This is a genomic window from Mannheimia varigena, from assembly GCF_013377235.1.
Lineage (GTDB): Bacteria > Pseudomonadota > Gammaproteobacteria > Enterobacterales > Pasteurellaceae > Mannheimia > Mannheimia varigena.
The window spans coordinates 489,075-507,465 of the sequence record NZ_CP016226.1 but is presented as its reverse complement, the minus strand read 5'-3'; the positions used below and the strand labels follow the sequence as shown (position 1 = coordinate 507,465).

Below are 18,391 nucleotides of genomic sequence, written 5' to 3'. Positions count from 1 at the left end.
CGGTACGATTTTACTAAAATTTTACCAATGATGATTTTATTACGCAGTAAATATTCAAAATGATGAATGAAAAAAAAGAAATAATAGATAGTCAAGAAATTCAAGCTCAACAAGAAAAAACTCACAAGAAACTTAAATCAAAATGGCGTTTCTTGAAATGGGGTATTTGCATTTTTTCAATACTGCTCTTGGTACTTATTTTATTTTTGTGCACAGGCGTTGGGCAGCGTAAAACCGTTCAATGGGTTGATCAATTCGTTGAACCTTTGCAAATTGGAAAAGTTGAAGGCAGCATTCAAGATGGTTTACAACTTTTTGATACGCAATTCATTACTGATGGCGTTAATATGCAAGTCGGCAAGGCAGACTTACACATTGATTTTAATTGTTTGATTAAGTACGAGGTTTGCCTAAACCATTTTAATGTGAAGGATACCAAAGTTGTTATTGATACAAGGAAGCTTCCGCCTTCTCAAGAAAAAGAAGATAACACACCTTTTACTGAGCTAAATTTACCGCTCGGCATTTCTGCGAAAAATATCACATTAGAGAATATTGATGTCAGCGTTGATGATATGGATATTCATCTCAATCATTTTACTACTTCAATTTCTGGCAAAGGGCGCGAGGTTATTGTTAATCCTACCACCTTAGATGGCTTAAAGCTGCTATTAGCTTTAAAAGTGGAGGAAGAGCTAGAACCACAAGCGGTCGATTCTGATGCAGAAAATGCAAAAGTGGCAGTAACGAGAAATCCGGCTAATGCACAAGAAGCTGTGGATCAGGTTGTCCAAGAAGCGGTAGAAAAAACCGCTGAAAAAGTGGTGGAAGAATTTCATCAATTACAAGGCAAAACCACCGCAGAAGCCGAGCAACAGCCGCATAATAAAGTGGATTGGGCAGAAATTAAAGCTCAGTTAGAGCAACCGATCTTAAATAAAGATATCCGCCTTTCTTTACCCTTAGATTTAACCATTGAGCAGATTGATATTGCCAATGTTTCAGTTGCTCAAAAAGCACAAGATGAAAAAGGCAACTTAGTTGAGCCGATTTCACTCATTAACGTCAATGCTTTACAGCTTCAAGCACAGGCGAAAGATGAGCTAGTAACTTTGCAACGCTTGGATTTTAAAAGTGATCAAGGCGATCTCACTGCAACAGGTACACTTTCCCTTAAAGATAATTATCCATTAAATTGGCAGTTAGAAGGCGTTGAGGTAAAAGATGCTAAAGTGAAATTACCCTTTAGCCATATTGATGCTACGCTTTCAGGCGAGTTGTATAATAAGACAATGCTCAATGTAAAAACTGAAGGAGCAATTAAAGCGACCTTAGATGGTCACATTGAACTTGCAACGCCAAAGGTTCCTTTTGATCTGATGCTGAAAAGTGAATCAGCGAAGTATCCTTTCGCTCCACAAGCAGGTGATGATGTTTTAACTTTAGAGAATATTGATATTCACTTAAATGGTAGTCCACTTGCTTACAATTTAGCTGCAAAAGTTAGCGCTAAAGGAATGGGCATTCCGTTAAGCGCTGCGGATTTAAAAGGTAATGGCGAATTAACGCATTTTAATATCCATGATTTATTGCTAAATACGTTGGAAGGAAATGCTCAACTGGCGGGTCTAATTGATTGGACAGAAGGGGTTGAATGGAATTCAAGATTTAAGCTAAACAATATTAATACTAAAGCCTTGGTAGCAGATTGGGCTGCGGTATTATCAGGCTCTCTTTCTACTCAAGGTTATGCGGGGCGTGGTAACACGGGGGCAGATTGGAAGGCAGATGTTTCAAATATTGATATTAAAGGCTCACTGCACAAAAAAAATCTGCAATTAACAGGGAATTTAAACGCTAACAATCAACAACTTTTAGATGTGCCAGGGTTATCGCTGGTTTATGGCGAAAATAAAATTGATCTAAAAGGGCTTTTAGGCGAAAAATCAGACTTTTATGCCGACATCAAAGCCCCAAATTTACAAGGTTTAGTGCCGAATTTAAAAGCGGGTATAAATGGTAATGTGAAATTATCAGGTAAACTTGCTGAGCCCAATGTGGATTTAGATTTAGTTGCTTCCAATGTGAGCTATGAACAATTCAAACTCCAACATTTAACCGCAAAAGGCAAAATTACGACCGAGCAGACCATTCAAGGTGATGTGGAATTAGGGCTACGCCAATTTGCCTATAATGACATTAAAGTAGAAAGTGCTACCTTATTGGCAAAAGGAAATGAAGCAAACCATAGCTTGAAATTAACCTCAAAAGGTAATCCGGCTGGAGCAGATTTGCAAATTTCCGGAAAATTTGACCGCTTGCAACAGATTTGGGAAGGGCAGTTAAGCCAAGTGGCGATTCAATCCACCGAGTTTGGCAGATTCAAAACGAACAAAGCTGTTAATGTGAAATATGACAACAAGGCGATTAATGCCAATGTATCTGCCCACTGCTGGCAAAATCCGAAAGTTCATCTCTGCTTCCCAGCGGCATTTAATGCAGGGCAAGAAGGGAAAGTCCCTTTCGATATTCACAATTTTAACTTAGCAGTGTTGCAAGATTATCTTGATAATACCAGCCAGATTTCAGGGATTGTGAATGCCAAAGGCGATGCGGCATGGTTTAAAAATAAACAGTCACAGGTTAATTTGGATCTAACTTCCAATTCCATCAAATTTGTGCAGAAAATGGGAGGCGGAAAAACCTTTCCGCTTACGGTTTCGCCGTTAAAAATTAATTTGAAAATGTCAGATAACAATTTAGCCCTTAAATCGAATTTAAGAGTTGAAAATAATGGCACACTAACTACCGATATTGTGATGCGAGATTTAAATAATGCGAGAACGCTATCGGGTAATATTAATATTGACCAATTAACCTTAAAGCTCATTCACCCACTGCTTGAGCGAGGTGATGTTGTTGATGGCAGAATTAATGCTCGTTTAACGGTAAGTGGTCAAGCAACCTCGCCATTGTTACACGGAACCTTGAATTTAACAGGCTTAAAAGCACGTTCTGTTACGATGCCATTTGATGTAACAGGTGGTAATTTAGCGATGAACTTTCACGGCGCAACTTCTACACTAAACGGTAAGCTTCAAACAAAAGAGAGTGAGCTACGCTTAGAAGGTGACGCTGACTGGCGAAATATTAATGCGTGGAAAACCAGAGTTCACGCTCAAGCAAATCGTTTCAGAGTGGATATCCCGAACTTAGCGAGAGTAGAAATTAGTCCTGATATTCAAGTTGTGGCAACCTCTACACTTTTAACCTTGAGCGGTAATATTGATGTGCCGTGGGCAAGAATTGAGGTAGAACAATTACCAGAACAAGCGGTGAGCGTAAGTGGCGATGAAGTGATTATGGATGGCTCTGCAAGAAATAAAGTGCCATTTAATCAGAGAAATATTCCAACTCAAACAGCAGGCGGAATGGCAATTGATGCGGATATTAAAATTAACATTGGCAACGATGTTAAGCTCAAAGCATACGGTTTGAATAGTAATCTAAATGGATTGCTTTCGGTACGTCAAGGAAAACAGGGGCTAGGGCTTTACGGGCAGGTTCGCTTAGATGAAGGGCGTTTTGCCGCTTATGGGCAAGACTTATTGATCCGTAAAGGTAATATCAGCTTCGCAGGCTCGCCTTCACAGCCATATTTAGACATTGAAGCAGTGAGAAACCCAGATGCCATGGAAGATCCAACTATTACCGCAGGAGTACGAGTAACAGGCTTGGCTGATGCACCAAACGTGAAAGTGTTCTCAGATCCTGCGATGTCGCAAAATGAAGCTCTCTCTTATATCTTAACAGGACGATCTCTTGAAAGCAGTGGTGATGCAGGTTCGAGCAATGCGGTGGCTGCTGCCTTGTTGAGCATGAGCTTATCAAAAAGTAGTAAGTTAGTGGGTGATGTTGGCAGTGCCTTTGGCCTAAAGGATTTAAGCGTGAGTACCGCAGGTATTGGTGATAACACTAAAGTGGAATTTAGTGCTAGTCTATCACCTCGTTTCCGAGTGAAATATGGTGTAGGCGTATTCGCCCCTTTAACCGAACTCACATTGCGATACAATTTAACCCCAAGACTCTATTTACAATGGGTTTCCAACGTAAACCAAGCGGTAGATTTAATGTACCGCTTCCAGTTTGATAAACTATTCTAATTCAAAAGGTTGTTAATCAGAGCGTTAACAACCTTTTTGCTTTATAGTAGAATGGCTACTTTCATTTACAAGCGGTCAGAAACGTCAAAAAATTTACAAATTATGGAAAAACAACGCCAACGGGAACTACAAAAATGGCTTAAAAGTCAGCAGAAGGTCATCAAAAAATATATGCATTTAAATGTTCTGCTGGGGCTGATTGGTAGCCTCGCGATGATTGCTCAAATGTGGCTGCTGGCGACAATGTTGCATAAAATGATTGTGCAGAAACAAAGCCCGAGCATGTTTCTGACGGAAATCGGGTTGCTATTCCTCTGTTTTGCTATTCGTGCTTGTGTAATTTTTATGCGTGAACGGGTTGGTTTCAAAGCAGGGCAAACGTTGCGTTTACATTTGCGTGAGCAGATTTTAGCGAAAATGGAAGCAGTCGGGCCAATGACGATTCAGCAAAAACCAGCTGGTAGTTGGGCTGCGTTGATGTTAGAACAGGTGGAAAATCTACACAATTTCTATGCTCGCTATTTGCCACAGCAGTTTTTATCGTTACTTGTGCCGTTGGTTATTCTCTGTTTTGTTTTCCCAACTAACTGGGCGGCAGGATTGATTTTATTGGCAACAATGCCTTTATTACCACTATTTATGATTTTAGCCGGGCTGAAAGCGGTGGAGGCTAATCAACGCAATATCGGTATTCTTTCCCGTATCAGCGGACAATTCTTAGATAAGTTGAAAGGCTTGGAAACTATTCGTTTGTTTGGACAGGCGGAAAAGCAAACCGAGCAAATTTACCAAAGCACGGAAGATTTCCGCACCAGTACGATGGATGTGTTGAAAATGGCGTTTTTGTCGTCTGCGGTGTTAGAGTTTTTTACTTCTGTATCCATTGCGGTGATGGCGGTGTATTTCGGCTTTATCTTTTTAGGTGAGCTGGATTTCGGCTATTACGGCACCGGCGTTTCACTGTTTATTGGCTTTTTCTGCTTAATGCTTGCTCCGGAATTTTATCAGCCGATGCGAGAGCTTGGCGTGTTTTATCACGACAAAGCGGCGGCGATTGGGGCGGCGGACAGCATCGAAAAATTTTTAAACGAAGAGGTTAAAACGCAACGCAGCCATTTGCAAAAATCAATGGAAAATCAACCGCTTGTGATTGAAGCTAATGCGTGTGTGATCCTTTCTCCGCAAGGCAAAGCCCTTACTCAACCGTTGAATTTCAAGCTAAATGCCAATCAACATATTGCTTTGGTGGGGCAGAGCGGGGCTGGCAAAACTTCATTAATGAATATGTTACTCGGCTTTTTGCCGTATGAAGGCTCGGTTAAAATTAACGGTGTGGAATTGCGTGAGCTGAATTTAACCGAATGGCGAGCCAAATTGGCGTGGGTAGGGCAAAATCCGCAGTTAATGCGTGGCAGCCTCAAAGAGAATATTTTGCTGGGCAACGCAACGGCTACTGAAGCCGAAATTGCTGAAGCCTTACGTTTATCAAAAGCGGACGAATTTGTGAGCCGCTTAGGTTTAGAACACCAAGTGCAAGACAGCAATATCGGCATTTCGGGCGGGCAGGCTCAGCGAATTGCGATTGCCCGTGCGTTGTTACGCCGTTATGAATTGTTGCTGCTTGATGAGCCGACTGCCAGCCTCGATATGGAATCCGAACAGCAAGTATTGGAAGCCTTGCACCATTTAAGCCGTGAGCAAACCACCTTGATGATCACCCACCGCGTGGAAGATTTAGCCAAATGCGATGAAATTTGGGTGATGAAACAGGGGCAGATTATTCAGCAGGGTAGCTTCGCCGAGCTGGAGCACACAGGCTTTTTCGCCGAATTATTACGTAATGAATTAGTACATCAGGGAGAAATCTAATGAAATCGCTGTTCCCATTCTTTTCTCTCTACCAAACGCATTTCGGGCGTTTGTTATTAGGTATTGTACTGGCAATTTTAGGCTTGGCTGCCAGCATTGGCTTGTTGAGTTTATCCGGCTGGTTCTTAGCGGCTTCCTTTTTAGCCGCCAATGCGATCATTTTTAACTTTTTCTACCCAGCAGGTGGCGTAAGGGGCTTGGCGATTTTCCGCACCGCTTCACGCTATTTTGAAAAATTGGTTACGCACGATGCCACCTTCCGAGTGTTGGCGAACTTGCGTGTGACGGTATTTAAAAAACTGATTCCACTTAGCCCAAGCGGTCTAAATCGTTTCAGAAATAGTGAATTGTTGAACCGTTTAGTGGCAGATGTAGACACGCTCGATACCCTTTATCTTAACCTGATTTCTCCTTTTGTCAGTGCGGTGATGATCATCACTTTTATGGCAATCGGGTTGTCGTTTGTTTCTGTACCGTTAATGCTGATTATTTGTGGCACGCTGTTGGCGTTGCTGCTGATTATTCCTGCGGTTTTTTATCGACTAGGGCTGAAGCTCGGCAAAAAGGCGGTGCAAAGTCGAGCCAATTACCGCAGCCAATTTATTGAGTGGGTGCAACTGAATGCGGAATTTTTGCTGTTCGGCAATTTACGCCAAGCGGCTGAGAAATTACAACATACCGAGCGAGAGTGGCTGAATGCACAAGGTCAGGAAAGCCGACTTTCCGGACTTTCAAGCGGCTTATTAATGCTTTCAAACGGTATTTTAACTTGTGTTGTGATCTATTTAGCTTCCACTGCAATTAATGTACCAACAGCGAAATATCCTGAAGCCTTAATAGCGTTAGTGGTTTTCTGTGTAATGGCATCGGCTGAAATACTTACGCCAATCGGCATTGCGTTTTTACATTTAGGGCAAGTGATTACTGCGGCAGAACGTATTAATGAAATAACTGAACAGCAGCCCAATGTGCAATTTAACGGTTCGGCAAAATGGCAAACTTTGAGCCAAAATCAACCGCTTGTACGTTTTGAAAATGTGGATTTTGCGTATTTGAATGGTGAGCAGCAGGTATTAAATAATCTCTCTTTTGAAGTATTAAAAGGGCAAAAGGTTGCGATTTTGGGTAAAACAGGGAGCGGAAAATCAACCATTTTCCAATTATTAAACCGCAATTATGACCCAGCAAGCGGTCAAATTTGGTTAAATAATTGCAAAATTGAAGATTTTCCGGAACAAACGTTACGCTCAAAATTAGTTACACTTAGTCAACGAGTGCATATTTTTAGCCAAACACTCAAAGATAATTTATTAATGGGCAATGCAACTGCGACCGATGAACAGATGATCGACGTCGTTCAAAAAGTGGGTTTAGGTTACTTACTCGAAATCGAAGGATTAAAACTTTGGCTCGGCGAAGGCGGAAGACCGCTTTCCGGCGGTGAACAACGCCGTTTAGGGCTTGCCCGTTTGCTATTAAGTTCAGCCGAATTAGTGTTACTAGATGAACCAACCGAAGGGCTAGATCGTGAAACCGAGCAGCAGATCTTAAATCTCATTCTAACCCACTGTGCAGAAAGAACATTGCTGATGATTACCCACAGGCAAAGCGGCTTAGATAAATTTGATGTATTTTATCGAATGGATAGTGGAAGGTTGTTGAATTAAGTTAAGCCCAAAAGCATTTATCTTTTTTCTCTCGATAAATGCCTTTTAGCATTCAAAACAGTGCTAAAAAATGCTATATTTCCCTTCAATTTCGAAATAAAGACTGATTTTATAAAATGGCAGATTATCACGATATTACCATTGCGTATGCAGGCGTATGCCAAGCGGCGAATTTAGTACAGCAATTTGCACATAAAGGCACGGCTGATAGAAATGCGTTTAGACAATCTATCCGTAGCTTATTAGTTACTCAGCCTGAATCCACGCTAAGTGTATTTGGCGATGACCTTTCCCATATCCAAATGGGGTTGGAAACGGCGTTATCTCAAACAGGTGGTGGCAATGGTAAGTTAGATACTGAAGTCGGGCGTTATTGGATAAGCCTGATTGCCCTCAGCCAAAAATTAGATAAAAATCCAGAAGCCAAGCAGCAACTGGCTCAACGTTTGCAACAAATTGAACGCCAATTGCCATTATATGAAGATGATGTTTTAGCTGATCAGATGATTGCCAATTTAGCCGCAATTTACAGCGATATTATCAGCCCATTAGGCACGAAAATTCACGTGATGGGAATGCAAGATTACTTGGTTCGCCCTGATATTCAACATAAAATTAGAGCTTCCTTGCTTGCCGGTATTCGGGCGGCAATTTTATGGCAACAAGTGGGTGGTAGTCGTTGGCAGTTTTTATTTTCACGCAAGAAAATTTTCAACCAAGCTCAACAGCTTTATCGTCAAATTTAATCGAACATTTATTATTTTGGAGAACATTAAACAATGGAACTTACTGCTTTAACTGCGTTATCCCCAATTGATGGACGTTATCAAGACAAAGTGTCTAGCCTTCGTCCGGTTTTCAGTGAATTCGGATTATTAAAATTCCGTGTAGAGGTTGAGGTTCGTTGGTTACAAAAATTGGCATCTCACGCACAAATTAAGGAAGTTCCAGCTTTTTCAGAAAAAGCAAACGATTACCTAAATCAAATTGTGGCTAATTTCTCGTTAGAAGATGCCAATTGTATTAAAACGATTGAGCGCACTACCAACCACGATGTGAAAGCAGTGGAATATTTCCTAAAAGAAAAATGTGAAGCCTTGCCAGAACTACAAGCGGTGAGCGAATTTATCCATTTTGCGTGTACTTCGGAAGACATCAATAATACTTCGCACGCCTTAATGCTAAAAACGGCTCGTGCAGAAGTGCTATTACCTGAATGGAAAAAATTGATTGATGCGATTGTGGAATTAGCGAAACGCTACCAAAGCATTCCGTTACTTTCTCGCACCCATGGTCAGCCGGCAAGCCCAACAACCATCGGTAAAGAGATGGCAAACGTTGCCTACCGTTTACAACGTCAATATAAACAGTTAGAAAATTTAGAGATTTTAGCCAAAATCAACGGAGCAGTGGGCAACTACAACGCCCATTTATCGGCATATCCTGAAATTGATTGGCACACTTTCAGCCAAGAATTTGTGGAATCTTTAGGTGTTACTTGGAATCCGTACACTACGCAAATTGAACCGCACGACTATATCGCTGAATTCTTTGATTGTGTGGCACGTTTCAATACAATCATCATCGACTTTGACCGTGATATGTGGGGCTACATTGCGTTAAATCACTTCAAACAACGTACAGTTGCCGGCGAAATCGGCTCAAGCACAATGCCGCACAAAGTGAACCCGATTGACTTTGAAAACTCAGAAGGTAACTTAGGCTTGGCGAATGCGGTAATGGCTCACTTAGGGCAAAAATTGCCGATTTCCCGTTGGCAGCGTGATCTAACAGACTCCACTGTATTGCGTAATTTAGGCGTAGGTTTAGGCTATGCGTTAATTGCTTATACCTCAACCTTGAAAGGCATTAGCAAATTAGAGGTGAACGAGCAGCATTTACGTGATGAACTCAACCAAAACTGGGAAGTGCTTGCTGAGCCAATTCAAACGGTGATGCGTCGTTACGGTATCGAAAAACCGTACGAAAAATTGAAAGAATTAACGCGTGGCAAACGAGTAGATGAAGCCGCAATGCGTGAGTTTATCGAGAAGCTCGACATTCCAGAGCACGAAAAAGCTCGCTTAAAAGAGATGGCTCCGGCAACCTATATCGGTTATGCTGTCGAGCTCGTTGATAAATTGTAAAATTTAATTAAAAAAAGACCGCTTGTAAGCGGTCTTTTTCTGATCGTTTTTTGCAAAGGAAATAATATGAAACAGGCAAATAGACATAAAAGGATTATTGATCTTGTTAATCTGCTAGGTTATGTCAGCACGGAAGAGCTAGTAGCTCAAATGAATGTTAGCCCACAAACAATTCGTCGTGATTTAAATGAGATGGCAGAGAATAATCTCATTCGTCGTCATCACGGTGGTGCAGCAGCTCCCTCTAATACTGAAAATAGTGATTATACGCATCGCAAACAGTTTTTCTCTCAAGAAAAAAATGCAATTGCTCAACAAGTCGCAAAGCTTATTCCAAACGGAGCATCTTTATTTTTAGATATTGGTACAACATCAGAAGCGGTTGCATTGGCACTACTTTCGCATAAAAATTTAATAGTAGTAACGAATAATTTGAATGCAGCACATATTTTAATGAAAAATCCGGATTGTCAAATTACCGTTGCAGGGGGGCATTTACGAAGCGATGGCGGATTAATTGGCGAAGAAACAGTACGTTTTATCAATCAATTCCGTTTAGATTTTGGTATTTTAGGTATCAGCGCAGTGGATTTAGATGGATCAATGTTGGATTATGATTATCACGAAGTTCAAGTGAAAAGAGCCTTAATGGAGTGTTCTAGACAGGTTCTATTGGTTACTGACCACTCAAAATTCAGCCGTAATGCGATTGTGCGCTTAGGAAATGTTAAAGAAGTAAATTATTTGTTTACAGATACTGATTTGCCGTTAGAATTACAAACTCATTTAAGTCAATCAGACGTTATCGTTAAAATTTGTAATGAATAAAGGCAGTTTTTTCTCTAAACAAAAATGGACGGCATACGCTCAATTAATGCGCTTCGATAAGCCCATTGGCACACTATTATTGCTTCATCCAACGTTATGGGCGTTATTTGTGGCGGCCGACGGAATGCCTCCGGTTTCTATTTTGCTGATTTTTACACTTGGCGTAATTGTAATGCGTGCAGCAGGTTGTGTAATTAATGATTATGCCGATAGAGAGATTGACGGACACGTTAAACGCACATCACAACGCCCACTTGCAACTGGCAGGGTAACTACGACAGAGGCAAAAATTATTTTTGCTGTGTTGCTGCTGTTCGCCTTTTTGCTTGATTTAATGTTAAATCGATATGCCTTTTTGTTGTCGTTTGTTGCAGTATTTTTAGCGGTGATTTATCCCTTTATGAAACGCTTTACTCATTTGCCACAAGTGGTTTTAGGAATGGCGTTTGGTTGGTCAATTCCAATGGCATTTGGTGCGGTAAGTGAAGCTCTTCCATTCGAATGCTGGTTACTCTTTTTGGCTAACCTTGCATGGACGGTCGCTTATGATACCCAATATGCAATGGTCGATCGTGATGATGATTTGCGAATTGGGGTAAAATCTACCGCGATTTTATTCGCTCAATATGATAATAAAATCATCGCACTCTTACAGTTTATTACCTTGATATTATTGAGCTTAGTTGGTGTTGTACAAGAATATAATATTGGCTATTTCATTGTATTAGCACTAAGTGCAACACTGTTTATCTATCAATGTTGGCTTACCAAGAAACGAGAGCGCAGCGAGTGCTTTAAAGCCTTTTTAAATAACCACTATTTTGGCTTAGGCGTATTTATTGCGATTTTAGTTGGGATTTATTTCTGATACAGTAGAGGCTAAAGCTTTTAGCCCTGATTTATTCTCTACAAGCGGTTAAATTTAAGAGGAAGTTTGCAAATCTCCACTGAAATTTAACCGCTTGTTTTACGATACTTTCTCGCATTTTTCTGCTATAATCGGCATAATTTTTTTGATTTTAAATTAGTAGGAATAACAATGTCTGAACAAACTCAACTAACCAGTTATGATTCTTCCAGTATTAAGGTGTTACGAGGCTTAGATGCGGTACGTAAACGCCCGGGGATGTACATCGGTGACACCGATGACGGCACGGGTTTGCACCATATGGTATTTGAGGTGGTGGATAATGCGATTGACGAAGCATTAGCCGGACATTGTAAAGACATTATTGTTACCATTCATTCGGATAACTCGGTTTCCGTGCAAGATGACGGACGTGGAATTCCGGTCGGCATTCACCCTGAAGAGGGCGTTTCTGCGGCTGAAGTAATTATGACCGTTCTTCACGCCGGCGGTAAATTTGACGATAACTCTTATAAAGTATCGGGCGGTTTACACGGTGTGGGTGTGTCGGTTGTAAACGCACTTTCCTCTAAATTGCAGTTGACCATTCGCCGAGAAGGCCACGTGCACGAGCAGTTCTATAGCCTTGGCGAAGCTGACGCTCCATTAGCGGTGATTGGTGACACGCAAAAAACCGGAACCTCGGTTCGCTTCTGGCCAAGTTTAGACATCTTCAAAAACAAAACTGAATTTGAATACAAAATCCTTTCAAAACGCTTGCGTGAGTTGTCATTCTTAAACTCCGGCGTATCGATCAAATTAATTGACGAGCGTGACGGCAAAGAAGAGCATTTTAAATACGAGGGCGGTATTAAAGCCTACGTGGAATATTTAAACGAAGGCAAAACTCACATTCACAACACGCCATTCTATCTTTCGACCGAGAAAGACGGCATTGGGGTGGAAATTTCATTGCAATGGAACGACAGCTACAACGAAAACGTGTACTGCTTCACTAACAACATTCCACAACGTGATGGCGGCACGCACTTGGCTGGTTTCCGTGGGGCATTAACTCGTGCCTTGAAAAACTATATGGATAACAGCGGTGTGCTGAAAAAAGCTGACGCCAACATTGATGCTTCAGGCGATGATGCTCGTGAGGGCTTGGTAGCTGTGATTTCGGTGAAAGTGCCGGATCCAAAATTTTCATCACAAACTAAAGATAAACTGGTTTCTTCTGAAGTGCGTGGGGCAGTGGAAAGTTCAATGAACGAAGCCTTAGCGGATTACTTGGCGGAAAACCCGGACGATGCAAAAAATATTGTGACCAAAATTATTGATGCCGCTCGTGCCAGAGAAGCGGCTCGCAAAGCCCGTGAAATGACACGCCGCAAAGGGGCGTTAGATTTAGGCGGCTTGCCGGGTAAATTAGCGGATTGTCAGGAAAAAGATCCGGCATTATCTGAGCTTTACTTAGTGGAGGGTGACTCTGCGGGTGGCTCGGCGAAGCAAGGTCGTGACCGTAAAAACCAAGCGATTTTACCGTTAAAAGGGAAAATCTTGAACGTAGAGAAAGCGCGTTTCGACAAAATGCTCTCTTCGCAAGAAGTGGCAACGCTCATCACCGCACTTGGCACAGGCATTGGGCGTGATGATTACAATATCGAAAAATTGCGTTATCACAAAATCATTATTATGACCGATGCGGACGTGGACGGTGCTCACATTCGTACGTTGCTATTGACTTTCTTCTATCGTCAAATGCCAGAGTTGATCGAAAACGGCTACATTTATATCGCTCAACCGCCGCTTTACAAAGTGAAAAAAGGCAAACAAGAGCGTTATATTCAAGATAACGATGAAATGTCGCAATATGAAATCGACATTGCGTTAGAAGGGGCAGGATTATACGTCAGCGAAGATGCACCTGCGTTGAGCGGCGTAGCGTTAGAGAACCTGATTTCGCAATACAACAACGTGCAAAAATTGATTGAACGTTTAAATCGTCGTTACCCAACGTTATTGTTGAATGAATTGATTTACTCCAAACCGCTTTCGGTGGAATTTGCAAAAAATGAAGCAAATGTCACCGTTTGGAGCGAGGCATTTGTAGCGAAATTAATGGAAAAAGAAGTGAGTGGCAGTTTCTACCGTGCAAGCGTTGAATTTAACACCGAACGTCAAATTTACGAGCCGGAAATTGTGGTAACTACGCACGGAATGGACACCACTTACCGCATCGATTATAACTTTATCAGCAGCAATGAATACGCTCGCATTGTGGCACTTGGCAACGAGTTGAACGACTTACTCACTGATTCTGCCTACGTTGTGCGTGGTGAACGCCGTCAAGAAATCAGCAGCTTTGCCGAAGCCTTGGATTGGTTGGTGAAAGAGTCTCGCAAAGGCTTAACCATTCAACGCTATAAAGGATTAGGCGAGATGAATCCGGAGCAATTATGGGAAACCACAATGGATCCGGTTGCTCGCAAAATGTTGCAGGTAAACATTACCGATGCTATCGCTGCCGACAAACTTTTCAGCACCTTAATGGGCGATGAAGTTGAACCACGCCGTGATTTCATCGAGACTAATGCGTTATATGCCCAGATTGATGTGTAGTTTAAAATTGAGATCCTCTATTGAGAAATAGAGGATTTTTTATGAAAATTATCTAAGTATCCTACAAACACTATTGTAATATATGGGTTCGCTAACCTATAGTTCTCATTAAAATTGTAGTAGGTTAGCGATTTTACTTATTCTTTTATAATCAATATGTTATAAATTTCACCTTAAATAATTCTGATTCTGTTATACTAGAGCAACTCGTTGTATAAGAGCTTAGCGAAAATGGTACTAATAGGCCTTGTAGCACAATGATTTCTTATATAGGGAGCAGCTACCTTCGCGTAGCTGTGAGTTGAAACCCCTAATGAGGACGACGATATACGTCACCACGCGTTGCAGCTACCTTCGCGTAGCTGTGAGTTGAAACCGCGGCTGGCAAGTTCCGGAAAACGAAAATCCATGCAGCTACCTTCGCGTAGCTGTGAGTTGAAACAAAGGTGAGTTCGTGGAAGACCTTAGTAAGACCGGCAGCTACCTTCGCGTAGCTGTGAGTTGAAACTCCGCATCCGTGCCGCCGACAATCTCACGCAATGGCAGCTACCTTCGCGTAGCTGTGAGTTGAAACAACCTCAATTTGAGAGCTGAAATCTATACTTTCGAGCAGCTACCTTCGCGTAGCTGTGAGTTGAAACAAACTAGACAAACTGTTGATATGGGCGGCACAAAGCAGCTACCTTCGTGTAGCTGTGAGTTGAAACTACGCAAATGCACAAATGCGATCTTTACAAGCTGCAGCTACCTTCGTGCAGCTGTGAGTTGAAACGATGACTTTTGCCTCTTTTGCGGTAACCGGACGGGCAGCTACCTTAGTGTAGCTGTGAGTTGAAACATCATAAAATGGCTGGCAAAAGTATGGCGTAAAACGCAGCTACCTTCGTGTAGCTGTGAGTTGAAACACTTTAAGTAAAGAGAGACCGGAGCAAGATTTTGCAGCTACCTTCGCGTAGCTGTAACTTAAAATTTCCTATTTCTACCCCTTCTAAAATAAAACAAGGATTTTTGTTTTTCTATCCAAAATGTTACACTTCATTGAAATGAATCACTAAGGATTTTCAAAATGAGTAGTACAGAATTATTAGTCAATGTTACTCCAAGTGAAACAAGGGTTGCGTTGGTTGAAAATGGGCTATTAAAAGAGTTGCATATTGAGCGTGAGGCCAAACGTGGCATTGTGGGGAATATTTACAAAGGGCGTGTAACTCGAGTATTGCCCGGAATGCAATCTGCTTTTGTGGATATTGGTTTAGAAAAAGCGGCTTTTTTGCACGCCTCCGATATTGTTTCTCATACTGAATGTGTTGATGAAAATGAGAAAAAGCAGTTTGTAGTAAAAGATATTTCAGAGTTAGTGCGTGAAGGGCAAGACATTGTTGTTCAAGTGGTAAAAGATCCGATTGGCACAAAAGGTGCGAGGCTAACTACTGATATCACCTTGCCTTCTCGTTATTTGGTTTTTATGCCTGAAAATAGCCACGTTGGCGTTTCACAGCGTATTGAAAGTGAGACGGAACGTGAACGTCTGAAAGCATTGGTTGAGCCTTATTGTGATGAGCTCGGGGGCTTTATAGTTCGTACTGCAGCGGAAGAGGCACATGAAGAAAGTTTAAAGCAAGATGTAGCATTTTTAAAACGTTTATGGCGTAAAGTGTTGGAACGTAAGACGAAGTATCCTGCTAAATCAATGCTTTATGGTGAATTGGCATTGGCTCAACGGGTGTTAAGAGATTTTATCGGTACACATATAAATGCAGTTTGGATAGATTCAAAAATAACCTGTGAGCAAGTCAAAGAGTTTTTAACTGAGTTTATGCCAGAGCTCACAAACTCTGTGAGTTTATACACCGGAGCAAAAACCTTATTTGATGCTTATGGCGTAGAAGAATCCATTCAGAAAGCACTCAATAAGCGAGTAAATTTAAAATCCGGCGGTTATCTGATTATTGAACAGACTGAAGCGATGACAACGATTGACATCAATACAGGGGCTTTTGTTGGGCATCGAAACCTTGCTCATACCATTTTTAATACGAATATTGAAGCAACGCAGGTAATTGCGCATCAGCTACAATTGCGTAATTTAGGTGGCATTATCATTATCGATTTTATTGATATGCAAGAGGAAGAACATCGCAATTTGGTGTTACAGTCGTTACAAAACGCATTAAAAGGCGACCGAGTTAAAACTAATGTAAACGGCTTTACCCAACTTGGTTTAGTTGAAATGACACGTAAGCGTACGCGTGAAAGTTTAGAACGCATTCTTTGCTGTGATTGTCCTGAGTGTCAAGGGCGTGGCACGGTGAAAACGGTTGAAACAGTCAGCTATGAAATTATGCGTGAGATTGTGCGAGTTCATCATCTATTCAAAGCAGAGAAAATGCATGTTTATGCATCTAAAGAGGTAGCGGATTACTTAATTAATGAAGAAAGCCACGCAATGTTAGCAGAACTTCAAGCCTTTATTGGGGCAAAAATTGAGATAAAAGTTGAGCCGTATTATCATCAAGAACAATTTGATGTAGTGGTAATGTAATGAACAGTAAGATTGAGAGTATTTAACCTCAATCTTTTTTTGCAAAATTTATCAAAAATATGACCGCTTGTTTCCTACCAAAATTGCCTAAAATAACGTATAATCGCTCAGTTTTATTTATCCAAATTTTGAAATCTAAGGTAATTCAATGTCTGCAGTAGAAAATCAAGAATTAGATCTTAATGGGGAAATGTTAGCCCGTCGTGAAAAATTAACTAAAATTCGTGAGCAGGGTAACGCTTTTCCAAATACCTTCCGCCGTAATGCGTTAGCAAAAGATTTGCATGCTCAATATGATGAAGTAGAAGGCGAAGCATTAAAAGAACAAAATATTCAAGTGAAAGTTGCTGGCCGTATTATGCTAAAACGAGTGATGGGCAAAGCTTCTTTCTTTACTATTCAAGATGTCAGTGGTGCTATTCAGCTTTACGTGGCTCGTGATAATTTGGCGGAAAGCGTTTATGAAGAAAAAGTGAGCCTTTGGGATTTGGGCGATATTATCGGCGTGGAAGGCACATTATTCAAAACCAAAACTGGTGAATTAACCGTTCGTTGTTCTGAAGTTCAGCTTTTAACTAAAGCGTTGCGTCCATTGCCGGATAAACACCACGGCTTAACCGACCTAGAAACTCGCTATCGTCAGCGTTATTTAGATTTAATTTCTAACGAAGAATCTCGCCGTACCTTTATGATTCGCTCACAAGTGGTGTCAGGCATTCGCAAATTCTTCCTAGAGAGAGATTTTATCGAAGTAGAAACCCCAATGTTACAAGTGATCCCGGGCGGTGCAGCAGCAAAACCATTCGTGACTCACCACAATGCGTTAGACGTGGATATGTATTTGCGTATCGCTCCTGAACTTTACTTAAAACGTTTGGTTGTGGGTGGTTTTGAGCGTGTGTTTGAGTTAAACCGTAACTTCCGTAATGAGGGCGTTTCTGTTCGTCACAACCCTGAATTTACGATGATCGAATACTATCAAGCCTATGCGGATTATCACGATTTAATGGATAACACCGAAGAGCTATTACGCCAGTTAGCCTTGGATATTCTTGGCACAACTGACGTGCCTTACGGTGAATACGTATTTGATTTCGGCAAGCCATTTGAGCGTATCACAATGCACGATGCGATTGTGAAATACGGCAACGGCATTAAGCGTGAAGATTTAGACAGCTTTGAAAAATCGGTGGAAATTGCGAAAGGTTTAGGCATTGAAATTCAAAAATCGTGGGGCTTAGGCTCGGTGATTAATGCGATTTTTGAAGAAGTGGCAGAACACCAGTTAATTCAGCCGACGTTCTTAATGGCACATCCTGCGGAAATTTCACCGCTTGCTCGCCGTAATGATGAAAATCCGGAAGTGACAGATCGCTTCGAGTTATTCATTGGCGGTCGTGAAATCGGTAACGGCTTCTCAGAATTAAATGATGCAGAAGACCAAGCGGAGCGTTTTGATGCTCAAGTGGCTGCGAAAGATGCAGGCGATGATGAAGCGATGTTTAAAGATGAAGATTTCGTGGTTGCCCTTGAACACGGCCTACCGCCAACAGCAGGTGAAGGTTTAGGGATTGACCGCTTAGCAATGATTTTTGCTAACGCTCCGTCAATTCGTGATGTGATTTTATTCCCTGCAATGCGTCAGAAATAATAAAATGTAAAATGACAAAAAGCACACTTCGGTGTGCTTTTTACAATGACAA

10 protein-coding genes and 1 CRISPR repeat array are annotated in these 18,391 nt (G+C 41.4%); all 10 genes read left to right on the top strand.

Annotated features, from left to right (window positions below; translation table 11 throughout):
• Positions 1-62 precede the first annotated feature (62 nt).
• The 10 genes from tamB to lysS all read left to right on the top strand — a co-directional run bounded on the left by tamB (position 63) and on the right by lysS (position 18,339).
• The gene (tamB, locus tag A6B40_RS02210; protein ID WP_418887715.1) at positions 63-4,163 is read left to right on the top strand and encodes an autotransporter assembly complex protein TamB; all 4,101 of its coding nucleotides are present in this window, start codon (positions 63-65) and stop codon (positions 4,161-4,163) included.
• Between the two features lie 102 nt (positions 4,164-4,265).
• Complete coding sequence (gene cydD / locus A6B40_RS02205; protein ID WP_176672306.1) at positions 4,266-6,032, top strand: heme ABC transporter permease/ATP-binding protein CydD; 1,767 nt, start codon at positions 4,266-4,268, stop codon at positions 6,030-6,032.
• Complete coding sequence (cydC, locus tag A6B40_RS02200; protein WP_176671424.1) at positions 6,032-7,699, top strand: heme ABC transporter ATP-binding protein/permease CydC; 1,668 nt, start codon at positions 6,032-6,034, stop codon at positions 7,697-7,699. Before cydD ends, cydC begins: the two co-directional genes overlap by 1 nt.
• Before the next feature lie 116 nt (positions 7,700-7,815).
• Positions 7,816-8,445 carry a high frequency lysogenization protein HflD gene (gene hflD / locus A6B40_RS02195; protein ID WP_176671423.1) on the top strand — a complete coding sequence of 210 codons (630 nt, stop codon included), beginning with the start codon at positions 7,816-7,818 and terminating at the stop codon, positions 8,443-8,445.
• Positions 8,446-8,478: 33 nt separating this feature from the next.
• Positions 8,479-9,846, top strand: coding sequence for an adenylosuccinate lyase (gene purB / locus A6B40_RS02190; RefSeq protein ID WP_176671422.1), 1,368 nt, complete (start codon positions 8,479-8,481; stop codon positions 9,844-9,846).
• A gap of 66 nt (positions 9,847-9,912) precedes the next feature.
• Positions 9,913-10,674, top strand: coding sequence for a DeoR/GlpR family transcriptional regulator (locus A6B40_RS02185; protein WP_025217476.1), 762 nt, complete (start codon positions 9,913-9,915; stop codon positions 10,672-10,674).
• Positions 10,667-11,542, top strand: a complete 876-nt coding sequence (ubiA, locus tag A6B40_RS02180) for a 4-hydroxybenzoate octaprenyltransferase (RefSeq protein WP_176671421.1) — start codon at positions 10,667-10,669, stop codon at positions 11,540-11,542. The genes A6B40_RS02185 and ubiA overlap by 8 nt, the downstream gene beginning before the upstream one ends.
• Before the next feature lie 171 nt (positions 11,543-11,713).
• Complete coding sequence (gene gyrB, locus A6B40_RS02175) at positions 11,714-14,146, top strand: DNA topoisomerase (ATP-hydrolyzing) subunit B (protein WP_176671420.1); 2,433 nt, start codon at positions 11,714-11,716, stop codon at positions 14,144-14,146.
• Positions 14,147-14,422: 276 nt separating this feature from the next.
• A CRISPR array of direct repeats spans positions 14,423-15,116; the repeat unit is 32 nt; unit sequence GCAGCTACCTTCGCGTAGCTGTGAGTTGAAAC.
• Between the two features lie 96 nt (positions 15,117-15,212).
• Positions 15,213-16,688, top strand: coding sequence for a ribonuclease G (rng, locus tag A6B40_RS02170; RefSeq protein WP_025217473.1), 1,476 nt, complete (start codon positions 15,213-15,215; stop codon positions 16,686-16,688).
• A gap of 148 nt (positions 16,689-16,836) precedes the next feature.
• Positions 16,837-18,339, top strand: coding sequence for a lysine--tRNA ligase (gene lysS, locus A6B40_RS02165; RefSeq protein WP_025217472.1), 1,503 nt, complete (start codon positions 16,837-16,839; stop codon positions 18,337-18,339).
• Positions 18,340-18,391 lie beyond the last annotated feature (52 nt).